Source organism: Saccharopolyspora dendranthemae (genome assembly GCF_007829955.1).
GTDB classification, from domain to species: Bacteria; Actinomycetota; Actinomycetes; order Mycobacteriales; family Pseudonocardiaceae; genus Saccharopolyspora; species Saccharopolyspora dendranthemae.
The window spans coordinates 1,787,728-1,811,785 of the sequence record NZ_VIWX01000001.1 but is presented as its reverse complement, the minus strand read 5'-3'; the positions used below and the strand labels follow the sequence as shown (position 1 = coordinate 1,811,785).

At 68.5% G+C, this 24,058-nt stretch carries 19 protein-coding genes and 3 tRNA genes; 17 read left to right on the top strand and 5 right to left on the bottom strand.

What is annotated here, in order from left to right:
* The first annotated feature begins 39 nt into the window (after nucleotides 1–39).
* Entirely contained in the window at nucleotides 40–786 is a 747-nt protein-coding gene (locus tag FHU35_RS08195) for a DoxX family protein (protein WP_145737719.1), read from the top strand.
* Nucleotides 787–1,063: 277 nt separating this feature from the next.
* Here FHU35_RS08195 and ilvD read toward each other — a convergent pair whose 3' ends face one another.
* The gene (gene ilvD, locus FHU35_RS08190; protein WP_145737718.1) at nucleotides 1,064–2,908 is read right to left on the bottom strand and encodes a dihydroxy-acid dehydratase; all 1,845 of its coding nucleotides are present in this window, start codon (nucleotides 2,906–2,908) and stop codon (nucleotides 1,064–1,066) included.
* A gap of 190 nt (nucleotides 2,909–3,098) precedes the next feature.
* On the bottom strand, nucleotides 3,099–3,584 hold the full coding sequence (locus FHU35_RS08185; RefSeq protein WP_145737717.1) for a PH domain-containing protein: 486 nt from the start codon (nucleotides 3,582–3,584) through the stop codon (nucleotides 3,099–3,101).
* Between the two features lie 401 nt (nucleotides 3,585–3,985).
* On the opposite strand from FHU35_RS08185, the gene FHU35_RS08180 reads away from it, so the two are divergent.
* From FHU35_RS08180 to FHU35_RS08145, 8 genes are all read left to right on the top strand, one after another.
* A complete protein-coding gene (locus FHU35_RS08180; RefSeq protein ID WP_145737716.1) occupies nucleotides 3,986–5,818 on the top strand; it encodes an acetolactate synthase large subunit in 1,833 nt (610 codons plus the stop codon).
* The gene (ilvN, locus tag FHU35_RS08175) at nucleotides 5,815–6,321 is read left to right on the top strand and encodes an acetolactate synthase small subunit (RefSeq protein WP_145737715.1); all 507 of its coding nucleotides are present in this window, start codon (nucleotides 5,815–5,817) and stop codon (nucleotides 6,319–6,321) included. The genes FHU35_RS08180 and ilvN overlap by 4 nt, the downstream gene beginning before the upstream one ends.
* Nucleotides 6,322–6,586: 265 nt before the next feature.
* Nucleotides 6,587–7,582 carry a ketol-acid reductoisomerase gene (ilvC, locus tag FHU35_RS08170; RefSeq protein ID WP_145737714.1) on the top strand — a complete coding sequence of 332 codons (996 nt, stop codon included), beginning with the start codon at nucleotides 6,587–6,589 and terminating at the stop codon, nucleotides 7,580–7,582.
* 212 nt (nucleotides 7,583–7,794) lie between these two features.
* The gene (locus FHU35_RS08165) at nucleotides 7,795–8,040 is read left to right on the top strand and encodes a DUF397 domain-containing protein (protein ID WP_145737713.1); all 246 of its coding nucleotides are present in this window, start codon (nucleotides 7,795–7,797) and stop codon (nucleotides 8,038–8,040) included.
* A 266-nt stretch (nucleotides 8,041–8,306) separates the two neighbouring features.
* Entirely contained in the window at nucleotides 8,307–9,902 is a 1,596-nt protein-coding gene (gene serA, locus FHU35_RS08160) for a phosphoglycerate dehydrogenase (RefSeq protein WP_145737712.1), read from the top strand.
* A gap of 281 nt (nucleotides 9,903–10,183) precedes the next feature.
* The gene (locus FHU35_RS08155) at nucleotides 10,184–11,227 is read left to right on the top strand and encodes a 3-isopropylmalate dehydrogenase (RefSeq protein ID WP_145737711.1); all 1,044 of its coding nucleotides are present in this window, start codon (nucleotides 10,184–10,186) and stop codon (nucleotides 11,225–11,227) included.
* Nucleotides 11,228–11,505: 278 nt separating this feature from the next.
* Nucleotides 11,506–13,107: a citramalate synthase gene (gene cimA, locus FHU35_RS08150; protein WP_145737710.1), complete on the top strand. Its 1,602-nt coding sequence runs from the start codon at nucleotides 11,506–11,508 to the stop codon at nucleotides 13,105–13,107.
* A 111-nt stretch (nucleotides 13,108–13,218) separates the two neighbouring features.
* On the top strand, nucleotides 13,219–14,001 hold the full coding sequence (locus tag FHU35_RS08145) for a fumarylacetoacetate hydrolase family protein (protein ID WP_145737709.1): 783 nt from the start codon (nucleotides 13,219–13,221) through the stop codon (nucleotides 13,999–14,001).
* A 146-nt stretch (nucleotides 14,002–14,147) separates the two neighbouring features.
* Here FHU35_RS08145 and FHU35_RS08140 read toward each other — a convergent pair whose 3' ends face one another.
* Complete coding sequence (locus FHU35_RS08140; RefSeq protein WP_145737708.1) at nucleotides 14,148–15,377, bottom strand: FAD-dependent oxidoreductase; 1,230 nt, start codon at nucleotides 15,375–15,377, stop codon at nucleotides 14,148–14,150.
* A gap of 102 nt (nucleotides 15,378–15,479) precedes the next feature.
* Here FHU35_RS08140 and gltX point away from each other — a divergent pair, with 102 nt between their 5' ends.
* The 5 genes from gltX (at nucleotide 15,480) to FHU35_RS08115 (ending at nucleotide 18,915) form a co-directional block, all read left to right on the top strand.
* Nucleotides 15,480–17,003, top strand: a complete 1,524-nt coding sequence (gene gltX / locus FHU35_RS08135) for a glutamate--tRNA ligase (RefSeq protein ID WP_145737707.1) — start codon at nucleotides 15,480–15,482, stop codon at nucleotides 17,001–17,003.
* A gap of 223 nt (nucleotides 17,004–17,226) precedes the next feature.
* A complete protein-coding gene (locus tag FHU35_RS08130; protein WP_145737706.1) occupies nucleotides 17,227–17,994 on the top strand; it encodes an HAD family hydrolase in 768 nt (255 codons plus the stop codon).
* A gap of 156 nt (nucleotides 17,995–18,150) precedes the next feature.
* Nucleotides 18,151–18,222, top strand: a tRNA-Gln gene (locus FHU35_RS08125).
* A 30-nt stretch (nucleotides 18,223–18,252) separates the two neighbouring features.
* Nucleotides 18,253–18,325, top strand: a tRNA-Glu gene (locus FHU35_RS08120).
* Between the two features lie 517 nt (nucleotides 18,326–18,842).
* Nucleotides 18,843–18,915: transfer RNA gene (locus FHU35_RS08115), tRNA-Glu, on the top strand.
* A 50-nt stretch (nucleotides 18,916–18,965) separates the two neighbouring features.
* Here FHU35_RS08115 and FHU35_RS08110 read toward each other — a convergent pair.
* Nucleotides 18,966–19,667, bottom strand: a complete 702-nt coding sequence (locus tag FHU35_RS08110; protein WP_186459299.1) for an IclR family transcriptional regulator — start codon at nucleotides 19,665–19,667, stop codon at nucleotides 18,966–18,968.
* A gap of 93 nt (nucleotides 19,668–19,760) precedes the next feature.
* On the opposite strand from FHU35_RS08110, the gene leuC reads away from it, so the two are divergent.
* The 3 genes from leuC to FHU35_RS08095 all read left to right on the top strand — a co-directional run bounded on the left by leuC (nucleotide 19,761) and on the right by FHU35_RS08095 (nucleotide 22,787).
* The gene (leuC, locus tag FHU35_RS08105; protein WP_145737705.1) at nucleotides 19,761–21,164 is read left to right on the top strand and encodes a 3-isopropylmalate dehydratase large subunit; all 1,404 of its coding nucleotides are present in this window, start codon (nucleotides 19,761–19,763) and stop codon (nucleotides 21,162–21,164) included.
* A gap of 110 nt (nucleotides 21,165–21,274) precedes the next feature.
* On the top strand, nucleotides 21,275–21,877 hold the full coding sequence (gene leuD, locus FHU35_RS08100) for a 3-isopropylmalate dehydratase small subunit (RefSeq protein ID WP_145737704.1): 603 nt from the start codon (nucleotides 21,275–21,277) through the stop codon (nucleotides 21,875–21,877).
* A 232-nt stretch (nucleotides 21,878–22,109) separates the two neighbouring features.
* The gene (locus FHU35_RS08095; RefSeq protein ID WP_145737703.1) at nucleotides 22,110–22,787 is read left to right on the top strand and encodes an HU family DNA-binding protein; all 678 of its coding nucleotides are present in this window, start codon (nucleotides 22,110–22,112) and stop codon (nucleotides 22,785–22,787) included.
* A gap of 241 nt (nucleotides 22,788–23,028) precedes the next feature.
* On the opposite strand, the gene FHU35_RS08090 is transcribed toward FHU35_RS08095, so the two are convergent.
* Complete coding sequence (locus FHU35_RS08090) at nucleotides 23,029–23,985, bottom strand: NUDIX hydrolase (RefSeq protein ID WP_145738041.1); 957 nt, start codon at nucleotides 23,983–23,985, stop codon at nucleotides 23,029–23,031.
* Nucleotides 23,986–24,058 lie beyond the last annotated feature (73 nt).

The following is a 24,058-nucleotide window of genomic DNA, read 5'->3' as shown; positions in this document are numbered from 1 at the left end:
GTCGCACTATCGGGTGAAGATGCCCTAACCTCCTGCGGCGTGAGCATCCATGACGATCGCCCCGGCGGTGCGGGCGGCTCCCCCGACGATCGCAGCTACGGCGCGCACGCCCAGCGCCCGCGCGGCGCCAAGGGTGCGGCCAGGAGCACGCAGAGCCTCGGCGCACGGCAACACAACTACTACGACGAAGACGACGGCTACAGCGACGGCGAAGCGACCTCGCTGGTGGGCGGCGTCGGCGAAGAGTCCGGCTACGCCGAAGAGCTCGGCAAGAAGCGCAAGCCCTTCGCCTGGAACGGTGGCACCGACCTCGGACTGCTGATCCTGCGCCTCGCGCTCGGAGGGGTCTTCCTCCTGCACGGCGCGCAGAAGCTCTTCGGCGCGTTCAACGGTCCGGGCCCGGAAGGCTTCGCGGAAGTGCTGTCCGGCATGGGCTTCCAGCAGAGCGCCGCGCTCTCGCTGGTCACCGGCGGCACCGAGCTCGGTGCGGGTGCGCTGCTGGTCCTCGGTCTGTTCACGCCCGCCGCCGCGGCCGGTGTGGTGGGCCTGATGGCCAGCGCGGTGTTCGTCAAGCTGGGCGCCGGTTTCTTCAACGCCGACGGTGGGTTCGAGATGGATGCCATCCTCGGTGCCCTCGGTCTCGGCTTGATGTTCACCGGCCCCGGTCGGGTGGCCTTGGACTACGGGCGCGTGTGGTTCCGCCGTCCGTTGGGATTCGGCTTCTTCGGCCTGGTCGTCGCGGCTGGCGCGGCCGCGGCGATTCTGATCCTCTTCCACCGCCCCTGAGGCGTGCACCGAAAAATCGGGCCCCGCTCCACACAAGGAGCGGGGCCCGATTCTTCGTGGTCAGGAGATGAGTTCGTCAGGCAAGCACCGAAGGTGCTTTCTCGTTACCCCACCTGAGCAACCGGCACCGCCGGGGGTTCTGAGCGGCTTCGTGGCGAGCACGCCGCGACGACGTGTTGGGCATACACGAGGAGTGGCGCGCGGAGTCCACGGAGCCGCTGTGCTTTCCCTCCGGGGTTTCCCCCACCCGCACCGCTGAGCAGGTCCATGCAGAAAATCACTTGTTCACGTCTCGGACTGCTCCGTAGGAGGCCGAGGTGGCGAGCTTGGCGTAGGCGCGCAGGGCTGTGGTGACCTTGCGCTCGCGGTCGACGGGGTGCCAGGGGTTCTCGCTGGCCTCCATCTTGGCGCGGCGCTCGGCCAGGACCTGCGGGTCGACCAGCAGCTCCAGCTTGCGCTCGTGGACGTCGATGAGGATCTGGTCGCCGTTCTCCACCAGGCCGATCGCTCCGCCGCCCGCGGCCTCCGGCGAGATGTGCCCGACCGACAGGCCCGACGAACCGCCGGAGAACCGGCCGTCGGTGATCAGCGCGCACTTCTTGCCGAGGCCGGAGCCCTTCAGGAACGCGGTCGGGTGCAGCATCTCCTGCATTCCCGGGCCGCCCGCCGGTCCTTCGTAGCGGATGACCAGGACCTCGCCGGGCTGGATCTCCTTCTTCAGGATCGCCGAGACCGCCTGCTCCTGGCTCTCCAGAACGCGAGCCGGGCCCTGGAAGTGCCAGAGCTCCTCCTCGACGCCCGCGGCCTTGATGACCGCGCCTTCCTCGGCGAGGTTGCCCTTGAGCACGGCCAGACCGCCGTCGACGGTGTAGGCGTGCTCGACGTCGCGGATGCATCCCTCGGCGGCGTCGGTGTCCAGCGACGACCAGCGGTTTTCCGTCGAGAACGCCTGCGTGGTGCGGACTCCGCCGGGGGCGGCGTGGAAGATCTCGAGGGCCTTCTCCGAGGGGGACTCACCGCGCACGTCCCAATCGGACAGCCACGCGCTCAGGCTCTCGCTGTGCACCGAGGCGACGTCGCGGTGCAGCAGGCCGCCGCGGTCGAGCTCGCCCATGATCGCGCTGATGCCGCCGGCCCGGTGCACGTCCTCCATGTGGAAGTCGGAGTTCGGCGCGACCTTCGACAGGCACGGCACCCTGCGGCTGATCTCGGCGATGTCGTCGAGGGTGAAGTCGATCTCGCCCTCCTGCGCGGCGGCGAGGGTGTGCAGCACCGTGTTGGTGGAACCGCCCATGGCCATGTCGAGCGCCATCGCGTTCTCGAAGGCCTGCTTGTTGGCCACGGATCGGGGCAGGACGGACTCGTCGTCCTGCTGGTAGTAGCGCTTCGAGATGTTGACGACCGTGCGCCCGGCTTCCTGGAACAGCTCGCGGCGGGCGGCGTGGGTCGCCAGCGTCGAACCGTTGCCGGGCAGCGCCAGGCCCAGTGCCTCGGTCAGGCAGTTCATCGAGTTCGCGGTGAACATCCCCGAGCAGGAACCGCAGGTCGGACACGCGGAGCGCTCGACCTCGGACAGTCCTTCGTCGTCGACCGCGGCGTTCGCGGAGGCCGAGATGGTGGTGATCAGGTCGGTCGGCGCGTGCGCGACGCCTTCGACCACGACCGCCTTGCCTGCCTCCATCGGCCCGCCGGAGACGAACACGGTGGGGACGTTGAGCCGCATCGCGGCGTTGAGCATCCCCGGGGTGATCTTGTCGCAGTTGGAGATGCACACCAGCGCGTCGGCCTGGTGCGCGTTGACCATGTACTCCACCGAGTCGGCGATGATCTCGCGCGAGGGCAGCGAGTAGAGCATGCCGCTGTGGCCCATCGCGATGCCGTCGTCGACCGCGATGGTGTGGAACTCGCGCGGCACGCCCCCGGTCTCGCGGACCGTCTCGGCCACGACATCACCGAGGTCGCGCAGGTGCACGTGACCGGGCACGAACTGGGTGTAGGAGTTGGCGATGGCGACGATCGGCTTGCCGAAGTCGTCGTCGGTCATGCCGGTGGCGCGCCACAGCGAACGGGCGCCGGCGGCATTCCGGCCGTGAGTCGTGGTTCGGGAACGCAGCTGAGGCATTGGGAGACCTTCTTCGATTCCAGGCTCTGTGCGGGTCGGTGCCAGGATGCGGAGCCAGCGAGAGCTTCAACGCGGACCTTCCCGCTGACAACGCCTTGTGGGCGCTAAGCGTGGCGGTACCGCGACCCTACTCCTGCTCGAAGCGCCGTTGACCACGCATGTCGGGCAGATTACGCGCTGGCGGTGGTGTTCAGCCCTCGTCGGTGGACTGCGCGCTGGGGTCCGGGAGGTGGCCGCGGCTGACGAGCGAGATCGCCGGGAGATCGCGCGGGCGCACGTGCGGCAGCGTGACCTCGGAGCCTCCGGTGGTGCTGGCGCGGACCTTGGACTGCTTGGTGATGGCCAGGCCGTTGAGCGATTCCCAGGGAAAGGTGTGCGCGGTCGCGAGGCCGCGGACCTTGATCCGCTCGGCGTCGACGATGGTGCGGGGCCACAGCACGATCCACAGCAGGACCAGCGGCACCAGGAAGACGAGCAGTCCCAGCGGGCCGGCGGTGGTGGCCAGCGGGACCGCGCAGGCGGCGATCGCGAGCACGGCCAGCAGCGATACCCGGGGCAGCCGGAAGTTCAGCGATTCCGGGATTCGGGTCTGCTGCGGTTCCGCGGCCTGCGCGGATTCGGTGCTCTGCGGCTCGGCGGCGTCGTCCCGCCCGGAGTCCTGGGGTGTGTCGCTCACGCCCCGATGCTCTCACCTGGCCGGATCCTCCCGGTCGGGACCCGAGCGCCGCAGGGCTTCCCGATGGCTGGGAGTCGCAGAGCGGTGCGTATCACATCGGCCGGAAATCTCGTCGGCACGATGCCCGTGAACTGGGAAAATCGCGAACGAGCGTGATCGCGGCCCCTCGAACGGGCGCCCAGCATGCGGGAAGAGCGTCCCGAATGGTTTGACGCGGTACGACCAACCCCATTAACGTCCTGGCCATGCTGCGACTGCACGACATTCTCGTACTTCCCCGGCGCGTCGACGCCTGAGGAAGTCCTCGCAGCTGTCGACGCGCCAACCCTCGTCTGGCCCATTCGTGGCCTGCGGGGGTTTTTTCGTGTCCGGTCCCACTCCCAACCACCGAGGTTGACCCGATGACCAGCGCCAATACCAGGCAGAATCCGGTCCCGGCGCCCCCGCCAGGACGCCGACCCAAGCCAGCGCCGCCCAGCGGTGCTCCGGTGAAGCTCACGGGTGCGCAGGCACTCGTCCGCTCCCTGGAGTCCGTGGGCTGCGAGGTCGTCTTCGGGATTCCGGGTGGCACCATCCTCCCGTCGTACGACCCGCTGCTCGACTCCGAGAAGGTCCGGCACGTGCTGGTTCGCCACGAGCAGGGAGCCGGGCACGCGGCGACCGGGTACGCGCAGGCCACGGGCAAGGTCGGCGTCTGCATGGCGACCTCCGGCCCGGGCGCGACCAACCTGGTCACCCCGCTGGCCGACGCGAACATGGACTCGGTTCCGATGGTGGCGATCACCGGGCAGCAGTCGACCGGCCTGATCGGCACCGACGCCTTCCAGGAAGCCGACATCTGCGGCATCACGCTGCCGGTCACCAAGCACAACTTCCTGGTCACCGACGCCGAGGACATCCCGAGGGTCATCGCGGAAGCGTTCTACATCGCCTCCAGCGGCCGTCCCGGCCCGGTCCTGGTCGACATCCCCAAGGACGTCCAGCAGGCGACCATGTCGTTCGCCTGGCCGCCGGAGATGAAGCTGCCCGGCTACCGGCCGACCAGCAAGCCGCACGGCAAGCAGGTCCGCGAGGCCGCGAAGCTGATGGTCGAGGCCAAGCAGCCGGTCCTCTACGTCGGCGGCGGTGTCATCAAGGCCGAGGCGCACGCGGAGCTGCGGCAGCTGGCCGAGCGCACCGGGATCCCGGTGGTCACCACGCTGATGGCGCGCGGTGCGTTCCCGGACTCGCACCCGCAGCACCTGGGCATGCCCGGCATGCACGGCACGGTGTCGGCGGTCGCCGCCATGCAGCGCTCCGACCTGCTGATCGCCCTGGGCACCCGGTTCGACGACCGGGTCACCGGCCAGCTGTCGTCGTTCGCACCGGACGCCAAGGTCGTGCACGCCGACATCGACCCGGCCGAGATCTCCAAGAACCGCTACGCCGACGTCCCGATCGTCGGTGACTGCAAGGACGTCATCGCCGAGCTGACCGAGGCCTTCGAAGCCGCCGAGTCCGAGCACGGCACCGTCGACCTGAAGCCCTGGTGGGGGATGCTCGACGACATCCGCGGCCGGTTCCCGCTCGGTTACGCCGAGCCCAGCGACGGCAGCCTGTCGCCGGAGTACGTCATCGAGCGCCTCGGCAAGATCGCGGGCACCGACGCCGTCTACGCCGCGGGCGTGGGGCAGCACCAGATGTGGGCCGCGCAGTTCATCGGCTACGACAACCCGCGCACCTGGCTGAACTCCGGTGGTCTGGGGACCATGGGCTACGCGGTTCCGGCGGCCATGGGCGCCAAGGCCGGCGAGCCGGACAAGACGGTGTGGGCCATCGACGGCGACGGCTGCTTCCAGATGACCAACCAGGAGCTCGCGACCTGCGCGATCGAGAACATCCCCATCAAGGTGGCCGTCATCAACAACGGCAACCTGGGTATGGTCCGGCAGTGGCAGAACCTGTTTTACGCCGAGCGTTACTCACACAGCGACCTCGGCACCCACAAGCACCGCATCCCGGACTTCAAGCTGCTCGCCGACGCCTACGGGTGCGCAGGCCTGCGGTGTGAGTCCAAAGAGGACGTCGACAGCGTCATCCAGCGGGCTATGGAGATCAACGACCGACCCGTCGTGATCGACTTCGTGGTGGGCAAGGACGCGCAGGTCTGGCCGATGGTGGCGGCCGGCACCGGCAACGACGAGATCATGGCGGCCCGCGGCATCCGCCCGCTTTTCGAGGAGGACGAGGCGTGACTAGGCATACCTTGAGCGTGCTGGTCGAGAACGTGCCCGGTGTCCTCGCCCGGGTGAGCGGTCTCTTCTCGCGCCGCAGCTTCAACATCGAGTCGCTCGCGGTCGGCCCGACCGAGCACCCGGAGATCTCCCGGATGACGATCGTGGTCGCCGTCAGCGACCAACCGCTGGAGCAGGTCACCAAGCAGCTCAACAAGCTGGTGAACGTGATCAAGATCGTGGAGCTGGAGGACGACGCCGCGGTGCAGCGCGAGCTGCTGCTGGTGAAGGTCCGCGCCGACTCGTCGGTGCGCAGCCAGGTCCTGGAGACCGTCCAGCTGTTCCGCGCGAAGGTGGTGGACGTCTCGCCGGAGGCGCTGACCATCGAGGCCACCGGACCCGCCGATAAGCTCGACGCGTTGCTGCGAATGCTGGAACCCTACGGCGTCCGCGAGATGGTGCAGTCGGGAACGATCGCGATCGGTAGAGGCCCCCGCTCCATCACGGCTACTGCGGTCCGCTGACAACTTAAAGGAATGGTTTCGGGTCACTGTGCTTAGCGGTGCGAGTAGCGGAACCTCAGCGGCCCTCCGGGTCCGGGCGCCACTCCTGATGTATGCCAATTACACGGCGTCGCGGCGTCCTCCCCGGAGAACCGCTGAGAACCCGCGGCGGTGCTGGTTGAGTCCCACACCTGAAGCAGCGGCTACCGCCGCACCCAACATCTCCTAGCGGTTGGCAGGCGCGACCGACAACCGATGAAGTCCCGAAAGGAAACGCTGAAACACCATGGCAGTTGAAATCTTCTACGACGCGGACGCTGACCTCGGCATCGTGCAGGGCCGGAAGGTCGCGGTCATCGGCTACGGCAGCCAGGGGCACGCCCACGCGCTGAGCCTGCGGGACTCGGGTGTGGACGTGCGGATCGGTCTGCCGGAGGGTTCCAAGTCCCGGGCCAAGGCCGAGGAGGAGGGCCTGAAGGTCCTCACCCCGTCCGAGGCCTCCGCCGAGGCCGACCTGATCATGATCCTGGCGCCCGACACCAAGCAGCGCGAGATCTACGCCAACGACGTCGCCCCGAACCTCAAGCAGGGTGACGCGCTGTTCTTCGGCCACGGCTTCAACATCCGCTACGGCCTGATCCAGCCGCCGGCCGACGTCGACGTGGCCATGGTCGCGCCGAAGGGCCCGGGACACCTGGTCCGCCGCCAGTTCGTCGACGGCAAGGGCGTGCCGTGCCTGATCGCCGTCGAGCAGGACGGCTCGGGCAACGCCCAGGCCCTGGCGCTGTCCTACGCCGCCGCCATCGGCGGTGCCCGCGCCGGCGTCATCAAGACCACCTTCAAGGAGGAGACCGAGACCGACCTGTTCGGTGAGCAGGCCGTTCTCTGCGGTGGCACCTCCGCGCTGGTGCAGAACGGCTTCGAGGTGCTGGTCGAGGCCGGCTACCAGCCGGAGATCGCCTACTTCGAGGTCCTGCACGAGCTCAAGCTGATCGTGGACCTGATGTGGGAGGGCGGCATCGCCGGTCAGCGCTACTCCTGCTCCGACACCGCCGAGTACGGCGACCTCACGCGGGGCCCGCGCGTCGTCGACTCGCACGTCAAGGACTCGATGCGCAAGGTTCTCGGTGAGATCCAGGACGGCACCTTCGCCAAGGAGTGGGTGGCCGAGGACGAGGCCGGTCGCCCGAACTTCACCAAGCTGCAGTCCGAGGGCAACGCCCACCAGATCGAAGAGGTCGGCAAGAAGCTGCGCGCGCTGATGTCGTGGACCAACAAGTGAGCTGATCCCCTGCGCGCCGCCGCACCGGTGGCGCCATCGGGGTGAGTTTCCGAGCTCTCCGGATCTCTCGGCAGCGTTGATCCGCCCGGCCCGGTGAATCCTCAGATGAGGTTTCACCGGGCCTCGCGCGTTCTTGCGGTGGTCGGTAGGTTTCCGCCGGGCGGGTCTCCCACAACGGGATATCGCTATGAGTGAGGGATACGGTACGCATCGTGAGTGCAGACAACGAGATCGTCGACGACAAAGCGCACGTCCGCGGGAAGCTCGACTTCACGGACGCTGAGTGGATCGCTAGTACGGACGATCCGGATGAACCGGGCGTGGAGATAGCCTTCGTCGACGGTTACGTGGGGATGCGGAACGGGGCTGACCCGGAAGGGCCGGTCCTCGTCTTCACCCCCGAGGAATGGGACGCGTTCGTCGCGGGCGCCAAGGACGGCGAATTCGACGAACCGTGAAGCGCGGCCGCCGTTCGGGCCTGCTGCCGCCGGCGTGGGCGGCCTGGCCCGTTCGGGCGGCGATTCACTCCCGCACTGTGGAACGGTTTTGCTCGCTCATGGGGGTTGATCTGCGAGAATGCCGGGAAAGCGGAACTTGCGGACATGTTCGATCCAGCGGTGATCCGAGCTACACCCTTGTGAATGCTTTCTCAATCTCCCGTTAAACTTCCAACGTCCGGGCACATCGTCGTGCCGATCGTGATCTTCCAGCTTGGAGTTCGCCCGTGACCAACGCAAGCCGTCCTGTCGTTCTTCTCGCCGAGAAGCTGGCCCCGTCCGTGATCGACGCCCTCGGCGAAGAGGTCGAGATCCGCAACGTGGACGGCACCGACCGTCCGGCGCTGCTCGACGCTGTCGCCGACGCCGATGCGCTGCTGGTCCGTTCCGCGACCAAGGTCGATGCCGAAGTCCTCTCGGCCGCGAAGAATCTCAAGGTCGTCGCCCGCGCGGGTGTCGGCCTCGACAACGTCGAGGTACCCGCCGCCACGGAGCGCGGCGTGATGGTGGTCAACGCCCCCACCTCGAACATCGTTTCCGCCGCCGAGCACGCCATGGCGCTGCTGCTCTCGGTGGTCCGCAACGTGCCGCAGGCCGACGCGAGCCTGAAGGGCGGCGCGTGGAAGCGCAGCTCCTACGGCGGCGTCGAGCTCAACGGCAAGACCGTCGGTGTCGTCGGACTGGGCAAGATCGGGCAGCTGTTCGCCGCTCGCGTCGCCGCCTTCGGCACCAAGCTGATCGCCTACGACCCCTACGTGTCGCCGGCCCGCGCCGCGCAGCTGGGCATCGAGCTGGTCTCGCTGGAGGAGCTGCTCAGCCGCGCCGACGCGCTGTCGATCCACCTCCCGAAGACCGCTGAGACGCTGGGCCTGATCGGCGCGGAGGAGCTCAAGAAGGCCAAGCCGAACCTGGTCATCATCAACGCCGCGCGCGGCGGTCTGGTCGACGAGGACGCGCTGGCCGAGGCGCTGCGCAACGGCACCATCGCCGGCGCCGGCATCGACGTGTTCAAGTCGGAGCCCATCACCGACAGCCCGCTGTTCTCCCTGGACAACGCCGTGGTCACCCCGCACCTGGGCGCCTCCACGAGGGAGGCCCAGGACCGCGCGGGCACCGACGTGGCCAAGTCCGTCCGGCTCGCGCTGCGCGGCGACTTCGTCCCGGACGCGGTCAACGTGCAGGGCGGTGCGGTCGGCGAAGAGGTCCGCCCGTACCTGGCGCTGACCCAGAAGCTGGGCCAGCTGCTGTCCGCGCTGCAGGGCGGCACCCCGAGCTCGGTGACCATCGAGGCCCGCGGCGAGCTGGCCGACGAGGACATCTCGGTGCTGCAGCTGGCCGCGCTGCGCGGCGTGTTCTCCGGTGCTGTCGAGAGCCAGGTGACCTTCGTCAACGCTCCGCAGCTGGCTGAGGAGCTGGGCGTTCAGGTCGAGATCAAGACGACCTCGGAGAGCCCGAACCACCGCAGCGTCGTGTCGCTGCGCGCGCACATGGCCGACGGCACCACCGCTGTCGTCTCCGGTGCCCTGTCGGGCCCGAACCAGGTCGAGAAGCTGATCGAGGTCAACGGCCGGCACTTCGACCTGCGGGCCGAGGGCAACGTGCTGCTGCTGGAGTACCCGGACCGCCCGGGCGTGATGGGCAAGGTCGGCACGCTGCTGGGCGAGGTCGGCGTGAACATCGAGGCCGCCACGGTCAGCCAGACCACCGAGCGCTCCGAAGCGATCATGCTGCTGCGCGTGGACCGTCCGGTCGAGCAGGGCGTGCTGGAGCCGATCGGCGCCGCCGTGGGTGCCCGCATCGTGCGCACGGTCAGCTTCGAGTGAAGGTGGATGCCTCGGCAACGAGGTGTCGCTGAGTAGGTGCGCGACCGACGGATCGCGTGCTGAATAGCTCGGAAGCGTGAGAAGGGGTCGTCTCCGCTCAGGGGACGGCCCCTCACGCGCACCTGGAACGAAACAGTCCGTCACTCTAGTGGGTGTCCCACAGTTCGGGACTTATCATCCACTCGGTGGGCCCGGCGTGCCGCGAGACGTGGACATGCCGGTAGCCTTCGGCTCAACAGTTCGAGCCCCGCAGTTCGGGGTGGTTCTCGGGAGGTGTGTAGATGCGGCTCGCTGTGATCCCCGGCGACGGGATCGGGCCGGAGGTCGTGGCCGAGGCACTGAAGGTGCTCGGCGAGGTGGTGCCGGACACCGAGATCACCCGTTACGACCTCGGAGCCGCTCGCTGGCACGCGACGGGGGAGCTGCTCCCCGAGTCCGTGCTCGGTGAGCTCCGCCAGCACGACGCGATCCTGCTCGGCGCGGTCGGCGACCCATCGGTGCCCAGCGGCATCCTGGAGCGCGGTCTGCTGCTGCGGCTGCGGTTCGAGCTCGACCACCACGTGAACCTGCGCCCCGCGCGGCTGTACCCGGGCGTGAAGAGCCCGGTGGCCGACCCGGGTGAGATCGACATGGTCATCGTGCGCGAAGGCACCGAAGGCCCGTACGCGGGCAACGGCGGCCTGCTGCGCAAGGACACCACGCACGAGATCGCCACCGAGGTCAGCATCAACACGGCGTTCGGCGTCGAGCGGGTCGTGCGCGACGCGTTCGCCCGCGCCGCCTCGCGGCCCCGAAAGCACCTGACCCTGGTGCACAAGACCAACGTCCTCACCCACGCCGGCTCGTTGTGGTCGCGCGTGGTCGAGGAGGTCTCGCTGCAGTACCCGGACGTCACCGTGGCCTACCAGCACGTGGACGCCACCACGATCCACATGGTGACCGACCCGAGCCGGTTCGACGTGGTCATCACCGACAACCTCTTCGGCGACATCATCACCGACCTCTCGGGTGCGATCACCGGCGGCATCGGTCTGGCGGCCAGCGGGAACATCGACGCGACCCGCCGCAACCCGAGCATGTTCGAGCCGGTGCACGGCAGCGCCCCGGACATCGCCGGGCAGGGCGTGGCCGACCCGACCGCCGCCGTGCTGTCGATCGCGATGCTGCTCGACCACGTCGGGCTGACCGAGGCCGCCAAGCGCGTCGAGGCCTCGGTGGCCTTCGACCTGGCGACCCGCGACCACTCGTCGCCGGGCGCCACGTTCGCCATCGGCGACCGGCTCGCGGCTCTGGTGTCTTCCCGCGAGGTCGCTCCGCAGCCCTGATCTTCACCGGAGTTCGAGTTCCGAAGGGCGTCTCCCCGCCGGGGGAGGCGCCCTTCGGCTTTTCCGGATCGTGAGAACTCCGCCGCGTTCGATGGACATCCGCGGGCGAGGTGTGCAGCATGGGGTCGTGGCTTTCCGCAGTGTGATCATTATTGGCGAGCGCGTCGGGTAAACATCTCCGCTTCCCGACGCGCTGACCTCTCGCATTCGCGGGGGGTCTTTTTTGTTGCCTGCGCCAAGTCCGCGCCGAACCGATCGATCCGACGGGAGACATTCCAGTGACCCGCACCAAGCCGGCCGGCACGCCCCTGGGCGACGAATTCCACGTCTACGACACGACGCTGCGCGACGGGGCGCAGCGCGAGGGGATTTCGTACTCGGTCACCGACAAGCTGGCCGTCGCGCGCCTGCTGGACGGGCTCGGGGTCGGGTTTATCGAAGGTGGTTGGCCCGGAGCGCTTCCCAAGGACACCGAGTTCTTTCACCGCGCGGCACAAGAGGAACTCGAACTCAGCCACGCCGCGCTCGTGGCGTTCGGCTCCACTCGCCGCGCAGGCTCCAAAGTGGACGACGATCGTCAAGTTGCCGCCCTGCTGGACTCTCGCGCCCCGGTGGTGACGCTGGTGGCCAAATCGGACCGCAGGCACATCGAACGAGCGCTGCGCACCGACGTCGCGGAGAACTGCGCGATGATCGCCGACACCGTCCGCCACCTCGTCGACCACGGCAGGCGGGTTTTCGTCGACGCGGAGCACTTCTTCGACGGGTACGCCTTCGACCCCGACACCTCGCTGCGCGTGCTCGACGCCGCCGCGGGTGCGGGTGCCGACGTCGTCGTGCTGTGCGACACCAACGGCGGCCAGCTCCCGCTGCAGCTGGCCGACACCGTCCGGGAGGTCATCGCGCGCACCGGGATCCGCGTCGGCATCCACTGCCAGGACGACACCGGCTGCGCCGTGGCCAACAGCGTCGCGGCGGTGCAGGCCGGTGCCACGCACGTGCAGTGCACCGCCAACGGCTACGGCGAACGCACGGGCAACGCGGATCTGTTCGCAGTTCTGGGAAATCTGGGCATGAAGCTCGACATGCCGGTGCTGCCCGAGGGAAAGATGCCCGAGCTGAGCCGTGTTTCGCACGCGTTGGCGGAAATCGCCAACCTGGCTCCCGACACCCACCAGGCGTACGTGGGGCAGTCGGCGTTCGCGCACAAGGCCGGTCTGCACGCCAGCGCGATCAAAGTGGACCCCGAGCTCTACAACCACCTCGACCCGGCCGAGGTCGGCAACGGGATGCGGGTGCTGGTGACCGAGATGGCCGGTCGCGCCAGCCTGGAGCTCAAGGGAGCCGAACTCGGTCTGGAACTCTCGCCGGAGGCCGTCGGGGGAGCGGTGCGGCAGGTCAAGGAGCTCGAAGCGCGCGGCTGGTCCTTCGAGGCCGCCGACGCCTCGCTGGAGTTGTTGCTGCGCCGGGAGATGACGGGTTCCGAGCTCGAAACACCGTTCGAGCTCCAGTCGTACCGGGTGCTGCTCGACCACCGCGAGGACGGCGAGGTCGTCTCGGAGGCGACCGTGCGGGTCAGCGTGTCGGGGGAGCGGGTGATCGCCACGGCGGAGGGCAACGGTCCCGTCAACGCCCTCGACGCCGCGCTGCGCAAGGCCCTCGTGCCGCACCTGCCGTGGCTGGAATCGGTCGAGCTGACGGATTACAAGGTCCGCATCCTCGTCGACGAGCCGGGCACCGACGCCGTCACCCGGGTGCTCGTCGAGTCCCGCGACGGCGAGCACGAGTGGACCACCGTGGGCGTGCACGCCAACATCGTCGAGGCCAGCTGGCTCGCGCTCTGCGACGCGCTGATCTACAAGGCCTGCGCCGCGATGTGACGACGGCCTCCCGCCGAACCCCGGAATGCGGTGGCGGGTTCCGGTGCCCGAGTATGTTGGGCGCGGGTTCCCACCACCCGTCCACAGCAGATTTCATTGCGGAGGTTCGTCTTGCGGTTGGCTCGTGTCGCCCACTCTGACGGGGTGTCGTTCGTGGCGTTGGAGCCGGATCCGGCCGCGCCTCGCGAGAAGATCGTGGCGGTCGAGATCGACCAGCACCCGTTCGGCTCGCCCACCTACACCGGCCGGAAGTGGCCGATGGCCGACGTGCGCCTGCTGGCGCCGATCCTGCCGAGCAAGGTGATCTGCGTGGGCAAGAACTACGTGGAGCACGCGCGCGAGATGGGCGGCGAGGCTCCCGAGAACCCGCTGATCTTCATGAAGCCCTCGACCTCGGTGGTCGGCCCCAACTCGCCGATCAAGCTGCCGCCGAACTCCGAGCGGGTGGACTTCGAAGGCGAGCTGGCCGCGATCATCGGCCAGCCCTGCAAGGACGTCCCGGAGGCGCGCGGCACCGAGGTGCTGCTCGGCTACACGATCGCCAACGACGTCACCGCGCGCGACCAGCAGAAGGCCGACGGGCAGTGGACCCGCGCCAAGGGCTACGACACGTTCTGCCCGCTGGGGCCGTGGATCGACACCGAGATCGACCCGTCGGACCTGTCCCTGCGCACCGATCTGGACGGCGAGGTCAAGCAGGACGGCCGCACCTCGCAGCTGGTGCACGGCGTCGGCGGCCTGGTCTCCTGGGTCTCGCGGATCATGACGCTGCTGCCGGGTGACGTCATCCTGACCGGCACGCCGGCCGGTGTCGGACCGATGACCGACGGCCAGAAGGTCACGGTCTCCATCGACGGCCTGGGCGCCCTCACCAACCCCGTCCAGAACGCCTGACGTCCGGAGCGCCCACACCCCCGCAGTCTTCGCACCTTCGGGTGAGAAGTGCGGTAGCCGCCCAGTTTTAGTCCAAACCGAGGACCTTCGAAGCCCGAAATGTCCGCTCAGTTTGGACTAAAACTGGGATTCGGGTGGCGCCCGGGTTATCGGCGGGCTTCCTTGGGGGGCTTCTCTCGGACCGCGCCGAAGGCCAGCAGGTAGGGCGGGACGCGGCGGAGGAACGGCAGCCGCGAGATCAGGCGGATCGGCAGCGGCAGCCTCGCCGAGTCGCCGAGGTCGATCTCGCCGCGCAGGGCCGGCCCCACCACGTTGTCGTGGATCACGCGCTGGAAGCCCTGGATCAGCACCGTGGTGAGCCAGCGGCGCCGCTGGACGGCCGCCACGTGCGCGCGCCGCAATCGACCCTCGCGCAGGGGTCCTGCGAGGTGGCGCGCCGTCGCGACCGCGTCCTGGACCGCGAGGTTGATCCCGATCCCGCCGACCGGCGACATCGCGTGCGCGGCGTCGCCGATGCACAGCAGGCCGGGCACGTGCCACTTGCGCAACCGGTCCAGGGTCACGTGCAGCAGCTTCACGTCGTCCCACGAGCGCACGAGCTCGCGGTCGCCCAGCCACGGGATCTCCTGCCTGAGCTGCGCGTTGAAGTCCTCGATCGGCCCTGTCCGGCCTTCGCCGTCGGAGCCCTTGTGGATGATCGAGGCGACCTGGAAGTAGTCACGCCGGTCGATGAGCACCTGGAACGCGCGCTTGCGCAGCATCCCGACCAGTCCCTCCGGGTCCTCGGGCTGCCGCGGCAGCCGGAACCAGCGGACGTCCATCGGAGTCGGGAAGTCCTGCAGTCCGAGTTCCGGCAGCTCGCGCGCGAACGACTTGCGCCCGTCGCAGGCCACGGTGATGGTGGCGTGCAGCTCGCCGGTCTCGCCGGAGGCGGTGCGGTAGCGCACCCCGCGAACCCGTCCGCCCTCCCGGATCAGCTCGGTGGCCTCGGTGTTCATCCGCAGCGTGAACCCCGGCTCGGACTTGCCCTCCTCGGCGAGCATGTCCAGCAGGTCCCACTGCGGAACCATCGCGATGTAGTTGCGCTTGATCGGCAGCAGGCTGAAGTCGCCGACCGTGAACAGGTCCCCGTCGGGTCCGAGCGGCAGCTGGATCTTGGTGATCCGGCTTTGCGGGATCTGCTCGAAGCGGTCGGCGAGCCCGATCTGGTCGAGCAGCTGCAATGTCGTGGGGTGCACCGTGTCGCCGCGGAAATCGCGCAGGAAGTCGCCGTGCTTCTCCAGGACGGTGACCTCGACGCCGGACCGGGCCAGCAGCAGTCCGAGCACCATGCCCGCCGGTCCGCCGCCGACGATGCAGCAGGTGGTTCGCTCCATCGCGTTCCTCCCAGGTTTTCAACGCTTGTTGAATAACGTCAGCATGCACCTACCGGGTGCGGCCGTCAAGCGCACGCGAGCAGTGGCTAGGCTGAATCCGTTATGAGCACGCCAGAAGCCAGCACAGACGCAGCCAAGGAAGAGGCAGCCGGACAGGGGGCCGCAGGCCCGGTTCGTGCCCGGTTCTGCCCGTCGCCGACCGGAACCCCGCACGTCGGCCTGATCCGCACCGCCCTCTACAACTGGGTGTTCGCCCGGCACAACAAGGGCAAACTGGTGTTCCGCATCGAGGACACCGACGCCGCCCGGGACAGCGAGGAGTCCTACCAGGCGCTGCTCGACGCGCTGCGCTGGCTGGGCCTCGACTGGGACGAAGGTCCCGGAGTCGGCGGAGACCACGGCCCCTACCGGCAGAGCGAGCGGCGCGACATCTACGCCGACGTCGCCCAGCGCCTGCTGGCCGCCGGTGAGCTCTACGAGTCCTACTCCAGCCCGGACGAGGTCGAGGCCCGCCACAAGGCGGCCGGGCGCGACCCCAAGCTGGGCTACGACAACTTCGACCGCGACCTCACCGACGAGCAGCGCGAGGCATTCAAGGCCGAAGGTCGCAAGCCCGTGCTGCGACTGGTGATGCCCGCGCGCGACATCACCTTCACCGACGTGGTCCGCGGCGAGATCACCTTCCCGGCGGGCAGCGTGCCCGACCCCGTGCTCGTGCGCGGCAACGGTGATGCGCTGTACACGCTCACCAACCCCGTCGACGACGCCCTCATGCGGATCACCCACGTGCTGCGGGGCGAAGACCTGCTCTCGTCCACACCGCGCCAGATCGCGCTCTACGAAGCGCTGCAGCGCATCGGCGTCACCGACTTCACGCCCGCGTTCGGCCACCTGCCGTTCGTCATGGGCGAGGGCAACAAGAAGCTGTCCAAGCGAGACCCGCAGTCCAACCTGTTCCACCACCGCGACCGCGGGTTCCTGCCCGAGGGCCTGCTCAACTACCTGGCGCTGCTCGGCTGGTCGATCTCCGAGGACCGCGACGTGTTCACGCTCGAGGAGATGGTCGAGGCCTTCGACATCGGGCGCGTCAGCTCCAACCCGGCGCGCTTCGACCAGAAGAAGGCCGACGCCATCAACTCCGCGCACCTGCGCGCCCTGGCGCCGGACGACTTCGTCGAACGCATCGTGCCCTACCTCGTCAACGGCGGAGTGCTGCCCGCCGAGCCCACCGAGTCGCAGCTGGCGACCGTGCGCGCCGCCGCGCCCCTGGTGCAGGAGCGGCTCATCGTGCTCTCCGACGCCGTCGGCATGATGGGTTTCCTGTTCGCGGGCGACGACTTCCAGCCAGAGGAAGCCTCCGCGCAGAAGGCGCTCGGCGACGACGCCCGGCCCGTGCTGGAAGCCGCGATCGGTTCGCTCGAAGCGCTGCCGGAGTGGACGACCGCCGCCATCGAGGAGGCTCTCAAGGTCTCCGTCGTCGACGGCCTCGGCATCAAGCCGCGCAAGGCCTTCGCGCCCGTCCGCGTCGCCATCACCGGGCGCACCGTGTCGCCACCGCTGTACGAGTCGATGGAGCTCCTCGGCCGCGAGGTCTCGCTCACCAGGCTCCGCAAGGCGCTCGGCTGACGGACACCGAGAGCAACTCCCACCACCCACGCCGCCGCGTCGCTCACCGGAGCGTCGCGGCGGCGTCGTTCTCCCACCTGCGCTTTCGCCCCGGGACGTGTTCGAGCCCAACTGCTAAGACGGAGCGGAAACCCGGTTCGGTTGCGCAGTGTTCTCAGACCCACAGCAGACTTCACTAGGTTGGCAGAGTCGGACGCGGCGGGTGAACGCCTAGCCTCTCGGGGTGACATCCGCGGCTGACGAATCGAAATCCCGCAATCCCGCCCAGATCAAGGCTGTCTGCCTCGACATCGACGACACCTTGCTGGACAGCCAGAGCGCGGCGCGCAGCTCCCTCAGAGAGCTCCTCGGGACCGACCGGGCCTGGCCCGTGTGGGAACGCACCACCGACCGGTACTACGCGCGGTTCGTCACCGGCCAGATGCCCTTCGACGTCATGTGCGTGGAACGCACCCGCGCCTTCTTCGCCGCCTTCGGCGAGGACATCGATTACGCGGAGGCGCAGAGCCGCGAAAACCAGCGCATGGAAGCCATGCAGCGCGCCTGGGGGCTCTTCGACGACGTCCTCGACAGCCTCGACTGGATGCGCGCCACCGGACTCCGCCTCGCCGCCGTCACCAACGCCCCCAGCGCCTACCAGCGCAAGAAGCTCGCCGCCGTCGGCCTCGCCGACGCCTTCGACGCCGTGGTCATCTCGGGCGAGATCGGTGTGGCCAAACCGGATCCGCGAATCTTCCACGCCGCCTGCGACAGCCTCGGCCTCCAGCCCCACGAAGTCGCCCACGTGGGAGACAAGCTCACCACCGACGCCCGCGGCGCCGCCCGCGCCGGACTCAGCGGCATCTGGCTCAACCGCCACCGGATCCCCGCGCCTCGCGCTCACGCCGAGGACACCGTCCCCACCATCACGAGCCTCGAGGAACTCCCCGAACTGCTCGTCACCGAGATCGCCGCACCCGCCCTCGCCGATCTCGTCGGCCAAGCGCGCTGAACCGGGCCGCCACCTGCGAGAACACCAGAGCAGGGGGGTGCTGGGAAGGCCCCTCGAGCGGTGGGCTAATATATTCACCAACGCGGCGGACAGAAGTCCGGAAGCCGAACTCCACACCGGAGATCGGAATTCGAGACAACTGGCCGTCAAGCACCATGGGGTATGGTGTAATCGGCAGCACGACTGATTCTGGTTCAGTTAGTCTAGGTTCGAGTCCTGGTACCCCAGCGAGCAGATCACCTCGGTGATCTCTCATGCGGTCCCGTCGTCTAGCGGCCTAGGACGCCGCCCTCTCAAGGCGGTAGCGCGGGTTCAAATCCCGTCGGGACTACAGCGGTGGGAGCGGTATACCTACTTTGATGCGTAGGTATACCGCTTTCGTCATTGTATTGGGGGGTCGAACCCCCCAAGCCCCCCACGGTGCGGTGGTTGCTTTGGGGAGTGCTCCTCTCTTTGGTTCTGGTTCCCGGCCTGGGCTTGTGACCAGCCTCTTTGGCTTGGCTTGGCTTGGCTGGCTCGTCAGCTTCGCCGCCTCGTAGTGGGCTCGGCGGCTTCGCCGCCTCGGTTGGTGGCTCTCGCCGGCTTCGCCGTCTCGTGGTGGGCTTGTCGGCTTCGCCGTCTCGCCCTCTCGCTGGCTCGTTTTTGCTTCCTGCTTCCTGCTTCCTTGTGCCTTGTTGGGGTTTGGCTTTTGGTTGTTGGTGGGGTTGTTTCTTTGATTGTGTTGCGGTGCTTTTGTCCTCTTCTTTGTTGTTGGGGTCACTTTCGGTGGTGTTCCTGCTGGTTGTGGGTGTGAGGGGTGGGGGTGTTCTCGGGGTTTCTCGGGTGTTGTAGTCTTATCCCCGTTGCGCGGTCCCGTCGTCTAGCGGCCTAGGACGCCGCCCTCTCAAGGCGGTAGCGCGGGTTCAAATCCCGTCGGGACTACAACGCGAAGGCCCCGGACATCGTGTCCGGGGCCTTCGTTTTTGCCTCTGTCAGAGCCTGTTCTGCAAGCCCTCGGCGGCCGCCAGCAGATCCGCTGCCCAGCGCGCGCCCGGCCTGCGGCCCATCCGGTCGATCGGGCCCGACACCGAGATCGCCGCGACCACCCCGCCCTGGGAATCCCGCACCGGCGCCGAAACGCTCGCCACACCGGCCTCGCGCTCCGCGACGCTCTGCGCCCAGCCCCGTCGCCGCACCTCCAGGAGAGTGCGCTCACCGAACACCGCCTCGCCGAGCACCGCGCGCTGCGTCGCCGGATCCGCCCACGCCGCCAGGACCTTCGCCCCTGAGCCCGCCGTCATCGACAGCGCAGTCCCCACCGGGACCGTGTCCCGCAAACCGCTCGGCGGCTCCGCAGTCGCTATGCACAGGCGCTGCATGCCGTCACGGCGGTAGAGTTGGACGCTTTCACCCGAGACATCCCGGAGTTTGGGCAGCACCGTGGACGCCGCCTCCAGCAGCGGATCCACCGCGCCGCCGGCGAACTCCGCCAAGGCGGCGCCAGGACGCCACCTGCCGTCCGAACCGCGACGCAGCAGGCGATGCGTCTCCAGGCCCACCGCCAAGCGGTGCGCCGTCGCGCGCGGCAGCCCCGTCCGGCTGCACAGTTCTGCCAGGCCGCACGGCTCCTGGGCCACCGCCTGCAGTACGGCCACTGCCTTGTCCAACACTCCGATGCCGCTATGCTGTCCCACGTACCGATACTAACTTCTCGATATCTGGGAAGTCCACTCTGTGGGAGAGACCCGCTTCTTCACGGGTCTCGGCGCGCTCGACTGGGAGCAGTGATGGGAAAAACGCTCGCGGAGAAGGTGTGGGACGCGCACATCGTGCGCCAAGGTGAAGGGCACGAGCCCGACCTGCTCTACATCGATCTCCACCTGGTGCACGAAGTCACCAGCCCGCAGGCTTTCGAAGGGCTCCGACTGGCCGGCCGCGAGGTGCGGCGCCCCGACCTGACGATCGCCACGGAAGACCACAACGTCCCCACCGTCGGCCTCGACCTGCCGATCGCTGACCCGGTGTCGCGGACCCAGGTCGAAACCCTGCGCAAGAACTGCGCGGAGTTCGGCGTCCGGCTGCACCCGATGGGGGATGCGGAGCAGGGCATCGTCCACGTGGTGGGGCCGCAGCTCGGCCTCACGCAGCCCGGCACGACGGTCGTCTGCGGCGACAGCCACACCTCCACGCACGGCGCGTTCGGCGCGCTGGCCTTCGGCATCGGCACTTCCGAGGTGGAGCACGTGCTGGCCACCCAGACGCTGCCGCTGCGGCCGTTCAAGACCATGGCCATCAACATCGAGGGATCGCTGCGCCCCGGCGTGACGAGCAAGGACATCATCCTCGCGGTCATCGCCAAGATCGGCACCGGCGGCGGTCAGGGCTACGTGCTGGAGTACCGCGGTGAAGCCGTGCGCCAGCTGTCGATGGAAGCCCGCATGACCATCTGCAACATGTCGATCGAGGCCGGTGCGCGGGCGGGCATGATCGCGCCCGACGACACGACTTTCGAGTACCTGCGGGGCCGTCCGCACGCACCGGAGGGCGCCGAGTGGGACGCCGCCGTCGAGTACTGGAAGACGCTGCGCACCGACTTCGACGCCACCTTCGACGAGGAAGTCACGCTCAACGCCGACGAACTCACGCCGTTCGTCACCTGGGGCACCAACCCGGGCCAGGGCTTGCCGCTGGGCGAGAACGTGCCGGACCCGGAGGTCATCGTCGATGAGGGCGAGCGCTTCGCCGCGGAAAAGGCGTTGGCCTACATGGGCTTGACCGCGGGCATGCCGCTGCGCGAGGTGAGCGTGGACACCGTCTTCCTGGGGTCCTGCACCAACGGTCGGCTGGAGGACCTGCGGGCGGCGGCAGCCGTCATCGAGGGCCGCAAGGTCGCCGCCAACACCAGGATGCTCGTGGTGCCCGGCTCGATGAAGGTGCGGCTGCAGGCCGAGAGCGAAGGGCTCAACGAGGTTTTCACCGCCGCCGGAGCGGAATGGCGTTCGGCCGGTTGTTCGATGTGCCTGGGCATGAACCCGGACCAGCTGGACCCGGGCGAGCGCAGCGCCTCGACCTCCAACCGCAACTTCGAGGGCAGGCAGGGCAAGGGCGGCCGGACCCACCTGGTTTCGCCTCTGGTGGCCGCGGCCACCGCCGTGCGCGGAACGCTCTCCTCGCCCGAAGACCTCGACTGAGCAGCTGATTCATCAGGGTCCCGCGTGGTGGCGCGGGCCGAACCGAATCCGGGCGGGCCGTCGGCCGCACCCGAACTGAACTCCCGAGCTTTCACTCACCAGGAGCAACGATGGAACCGTTCAAGACGCACACCGGGATCGGAGTCCCGCTGCGCCGGTCCAACGTGGACACCGACCAGATCATCCCCGCCGTGTACCTCAAGCGGGTCTCCCGCACGGGCTTCGAGGACGCGCTGTTCGCCGCTTGGCGCGGGGACGAGGACTTCATCCTCAATCAGGAACCCTTCTCCTCCGGCAGCGTGCTGGTCGCCGGACCCGACTTCGGCACCGGATCCTCCCGCGAGCACGCGGTGTGGGCGCTGAAGGACTACGGCTTCCGGGTGGTCATCTCGAGCCGATTCGCGGACATCTTCCACGGCAATTCCGGCAAGCAGGGCTTGCTGGCGGCGCGGTGCGAGCAGTCCGATGTGGAGCTGCTCTGGAAGCTGCTGGAGAACGAGCCGGGTACCGCTGTCACGGTGGATCTTCAGGATCTGACCGTGCAAGCCAAGGACCTCACGGTGCCCTTCAGCATCGATGACTACACCCGCTGGCGGCTGCTGGAAGGCCTTGATGACATCGGTTTGACGCTGCGCCACGCCGAGACGATCGACACTTTTGAGCGTGGGCGCGAGAGTTTCAAGCCTGCCACGCTGCCTGCCCGCAAGGGCTGAGCCGTACCCCGGAGCGAGGCGGGTTTTTCCTTTCACAGCAGGAAAAACCCGCTTCGCCCGGACAACTTCAACAGTTGCTCCCAGCACTGCGCGGACCCCGTTGCCCGGACTCGAATGCCCGCGCCCCAACGAAAAAATGGGGCGTGGCGAATGGCATTTGTTGTTCCGGGGCTTTACCGTTGACATTGAGTCGGCCCAACGGGGCCGTTGTTGTGTCCTGGGAGGGACTGAAGTGAACAAGGCCCAACTGATCGAGGCTCTGGCAGAACGCCTCGGAGACAAGAAGACCGCCAGCCAGGCCGTTGAAGACGTCGTCGACATCATCGTTCGCAACGTCAACAAAGGCGAGAAGGTCAACATCACCGGGTTTGGCGTTTTCGAGAAGCGCGCTCGTGCGGCGCGCGTCGCTCGAAACCCGCGCACCGGTGAGAGCGTGAAGGTCAAGAAGACCAACGTTCCCGCGTTCCGCGCCGGCACCCAGTTCAAGGAAGTTGTGGGCGGCCAGCGGAAGCTCCCGCGCTCGACGGCCTCCGGCAAGGCGGCCACCACGCGCGGCGTGACCACGCGGACCGCTTCGGCGAGCAAGACCACCACTGCTCGCAAGCCCACCACCACGCGTGCCGCGGCCACCAAGACCGCCACCCGCACCACGGCCAAGGCCTCCACCGCCAAGGCTTCGACCGCCAAGTCCACCAAGGCGAGCACCGCCAAGGCCACGACGAAGGCGGCCCCGAAGCGGGCGACCACCAAGGCCAGCACGGCGAAGTCGGCCCCGGCCAAGGCGTCGACCACCAAGCGGGCCAGCACCGCCAAGGCCACGACCAAGGCGGCGCCGAAGTCCACCGCGAAGACGACGACTCGTCCGGCCGCCAAGAAGGCCACGACGACCCGCAAGTCCACCAAGAAGTGATCGCTCGCTTCGACTGCGAGCTCCAGCGGGCCGAGCGGGCGGAGGCATAACCCCACCCAGGGGCGTGCCGCCGCCCGCTCAAAGCTCGCGAGGAATGCGAAAACCCGCCGCGCCGCGGGCGGCGGGTCGCTTCCTCTTCCCACGTTCCGCGCGTGAAGGGCTCCAGATGCCCGCGTAGCGCCGGCACGGACCCGGCGGCCTTCTCCCGCCGAGGCGCCCGCAACGGCCCTGTGCGGCGCGATCAGCGCCCAGGAAGCCTTCTTCGTGCTCCTGCCAGGGGATCCGGCAGGTAGTCGGCGGCCGCCAGGCGCAGGCCCGGTTCCTGCTCGCCCTCCGTGCGCTCTTCCGGCCGGAAGGACAGCGTCCAGACGCTTCCCTTGCGCGATGCCACCCCGTCGAGCACGATCCCGGCCGAATCCGCCAGCCGCGTCACCAGATCCGGGATGACGCCGCCCTGGCTGGACACCAGGCTCGTGCCGCCTTCCGCCGCCACTCCCAGCAGTGCGCGCACGCCCGCCTGCGGATCGGCTGAATAGACCTCTTCGGAGAACTGCGGTTCGCTCACGATGTCGATTCCCCGCTCCGCGGCCACCGGGGCCACGGTTTGTTCGCAGCGCACGCGCGGAGCCGAATAGATCCGGGAAGGCGCGAACAACGGCAACAGGGAATGCAATGCGTCGCGTTGTTTGCGGCCCGCTTGGCTCAGCGGCCGCAGAGCGTCATCTCCGGACCATTCGGATCGTTTGCCCGCTTTTGCGTGCCTCACCAGCAATACGGTCGCCGTTTCGGCCAGGGACTCGTCGAATGCGTCGAGGACTCGCGCGTCGTGCGGATAGCTCAACTCCGCGTGCGCCTGCTCCAGTGGCAGCCAGCGGAGTTCGTCCACTTCGTCATTGGGCGTGAACTCGCCGTCCCGCAGGCGTGCGGAGAAGTAATCGACGATCTTCGGCGCCGCCCCGCCCGCACGCGTGGGAACCGCGTAGCGCACCTGCGGGAGGTGACGCCCGAGCGCGACGGAGAAACCGGTCTCCTCCGCGACCTCGCGGACCGCCGCGTGCGCGGGGAGTTCACCGGGGTCGAGCTTTCCCTTGGGCAGCGACCAATCGTCGTAGCGGGGCCGGTGCACGAGGGCCACTTCCGGCCCACGCGCACCGGGCCGCCACAGCACCGCGCCCGCAGCGCGCACGAGCGCGGGCACCTCGACCGCTTCGGCAACCGGGATTTCGTCGGTCACGCTTACTTCCTCATCGAGCCTGTGAACGTGGTGTCTC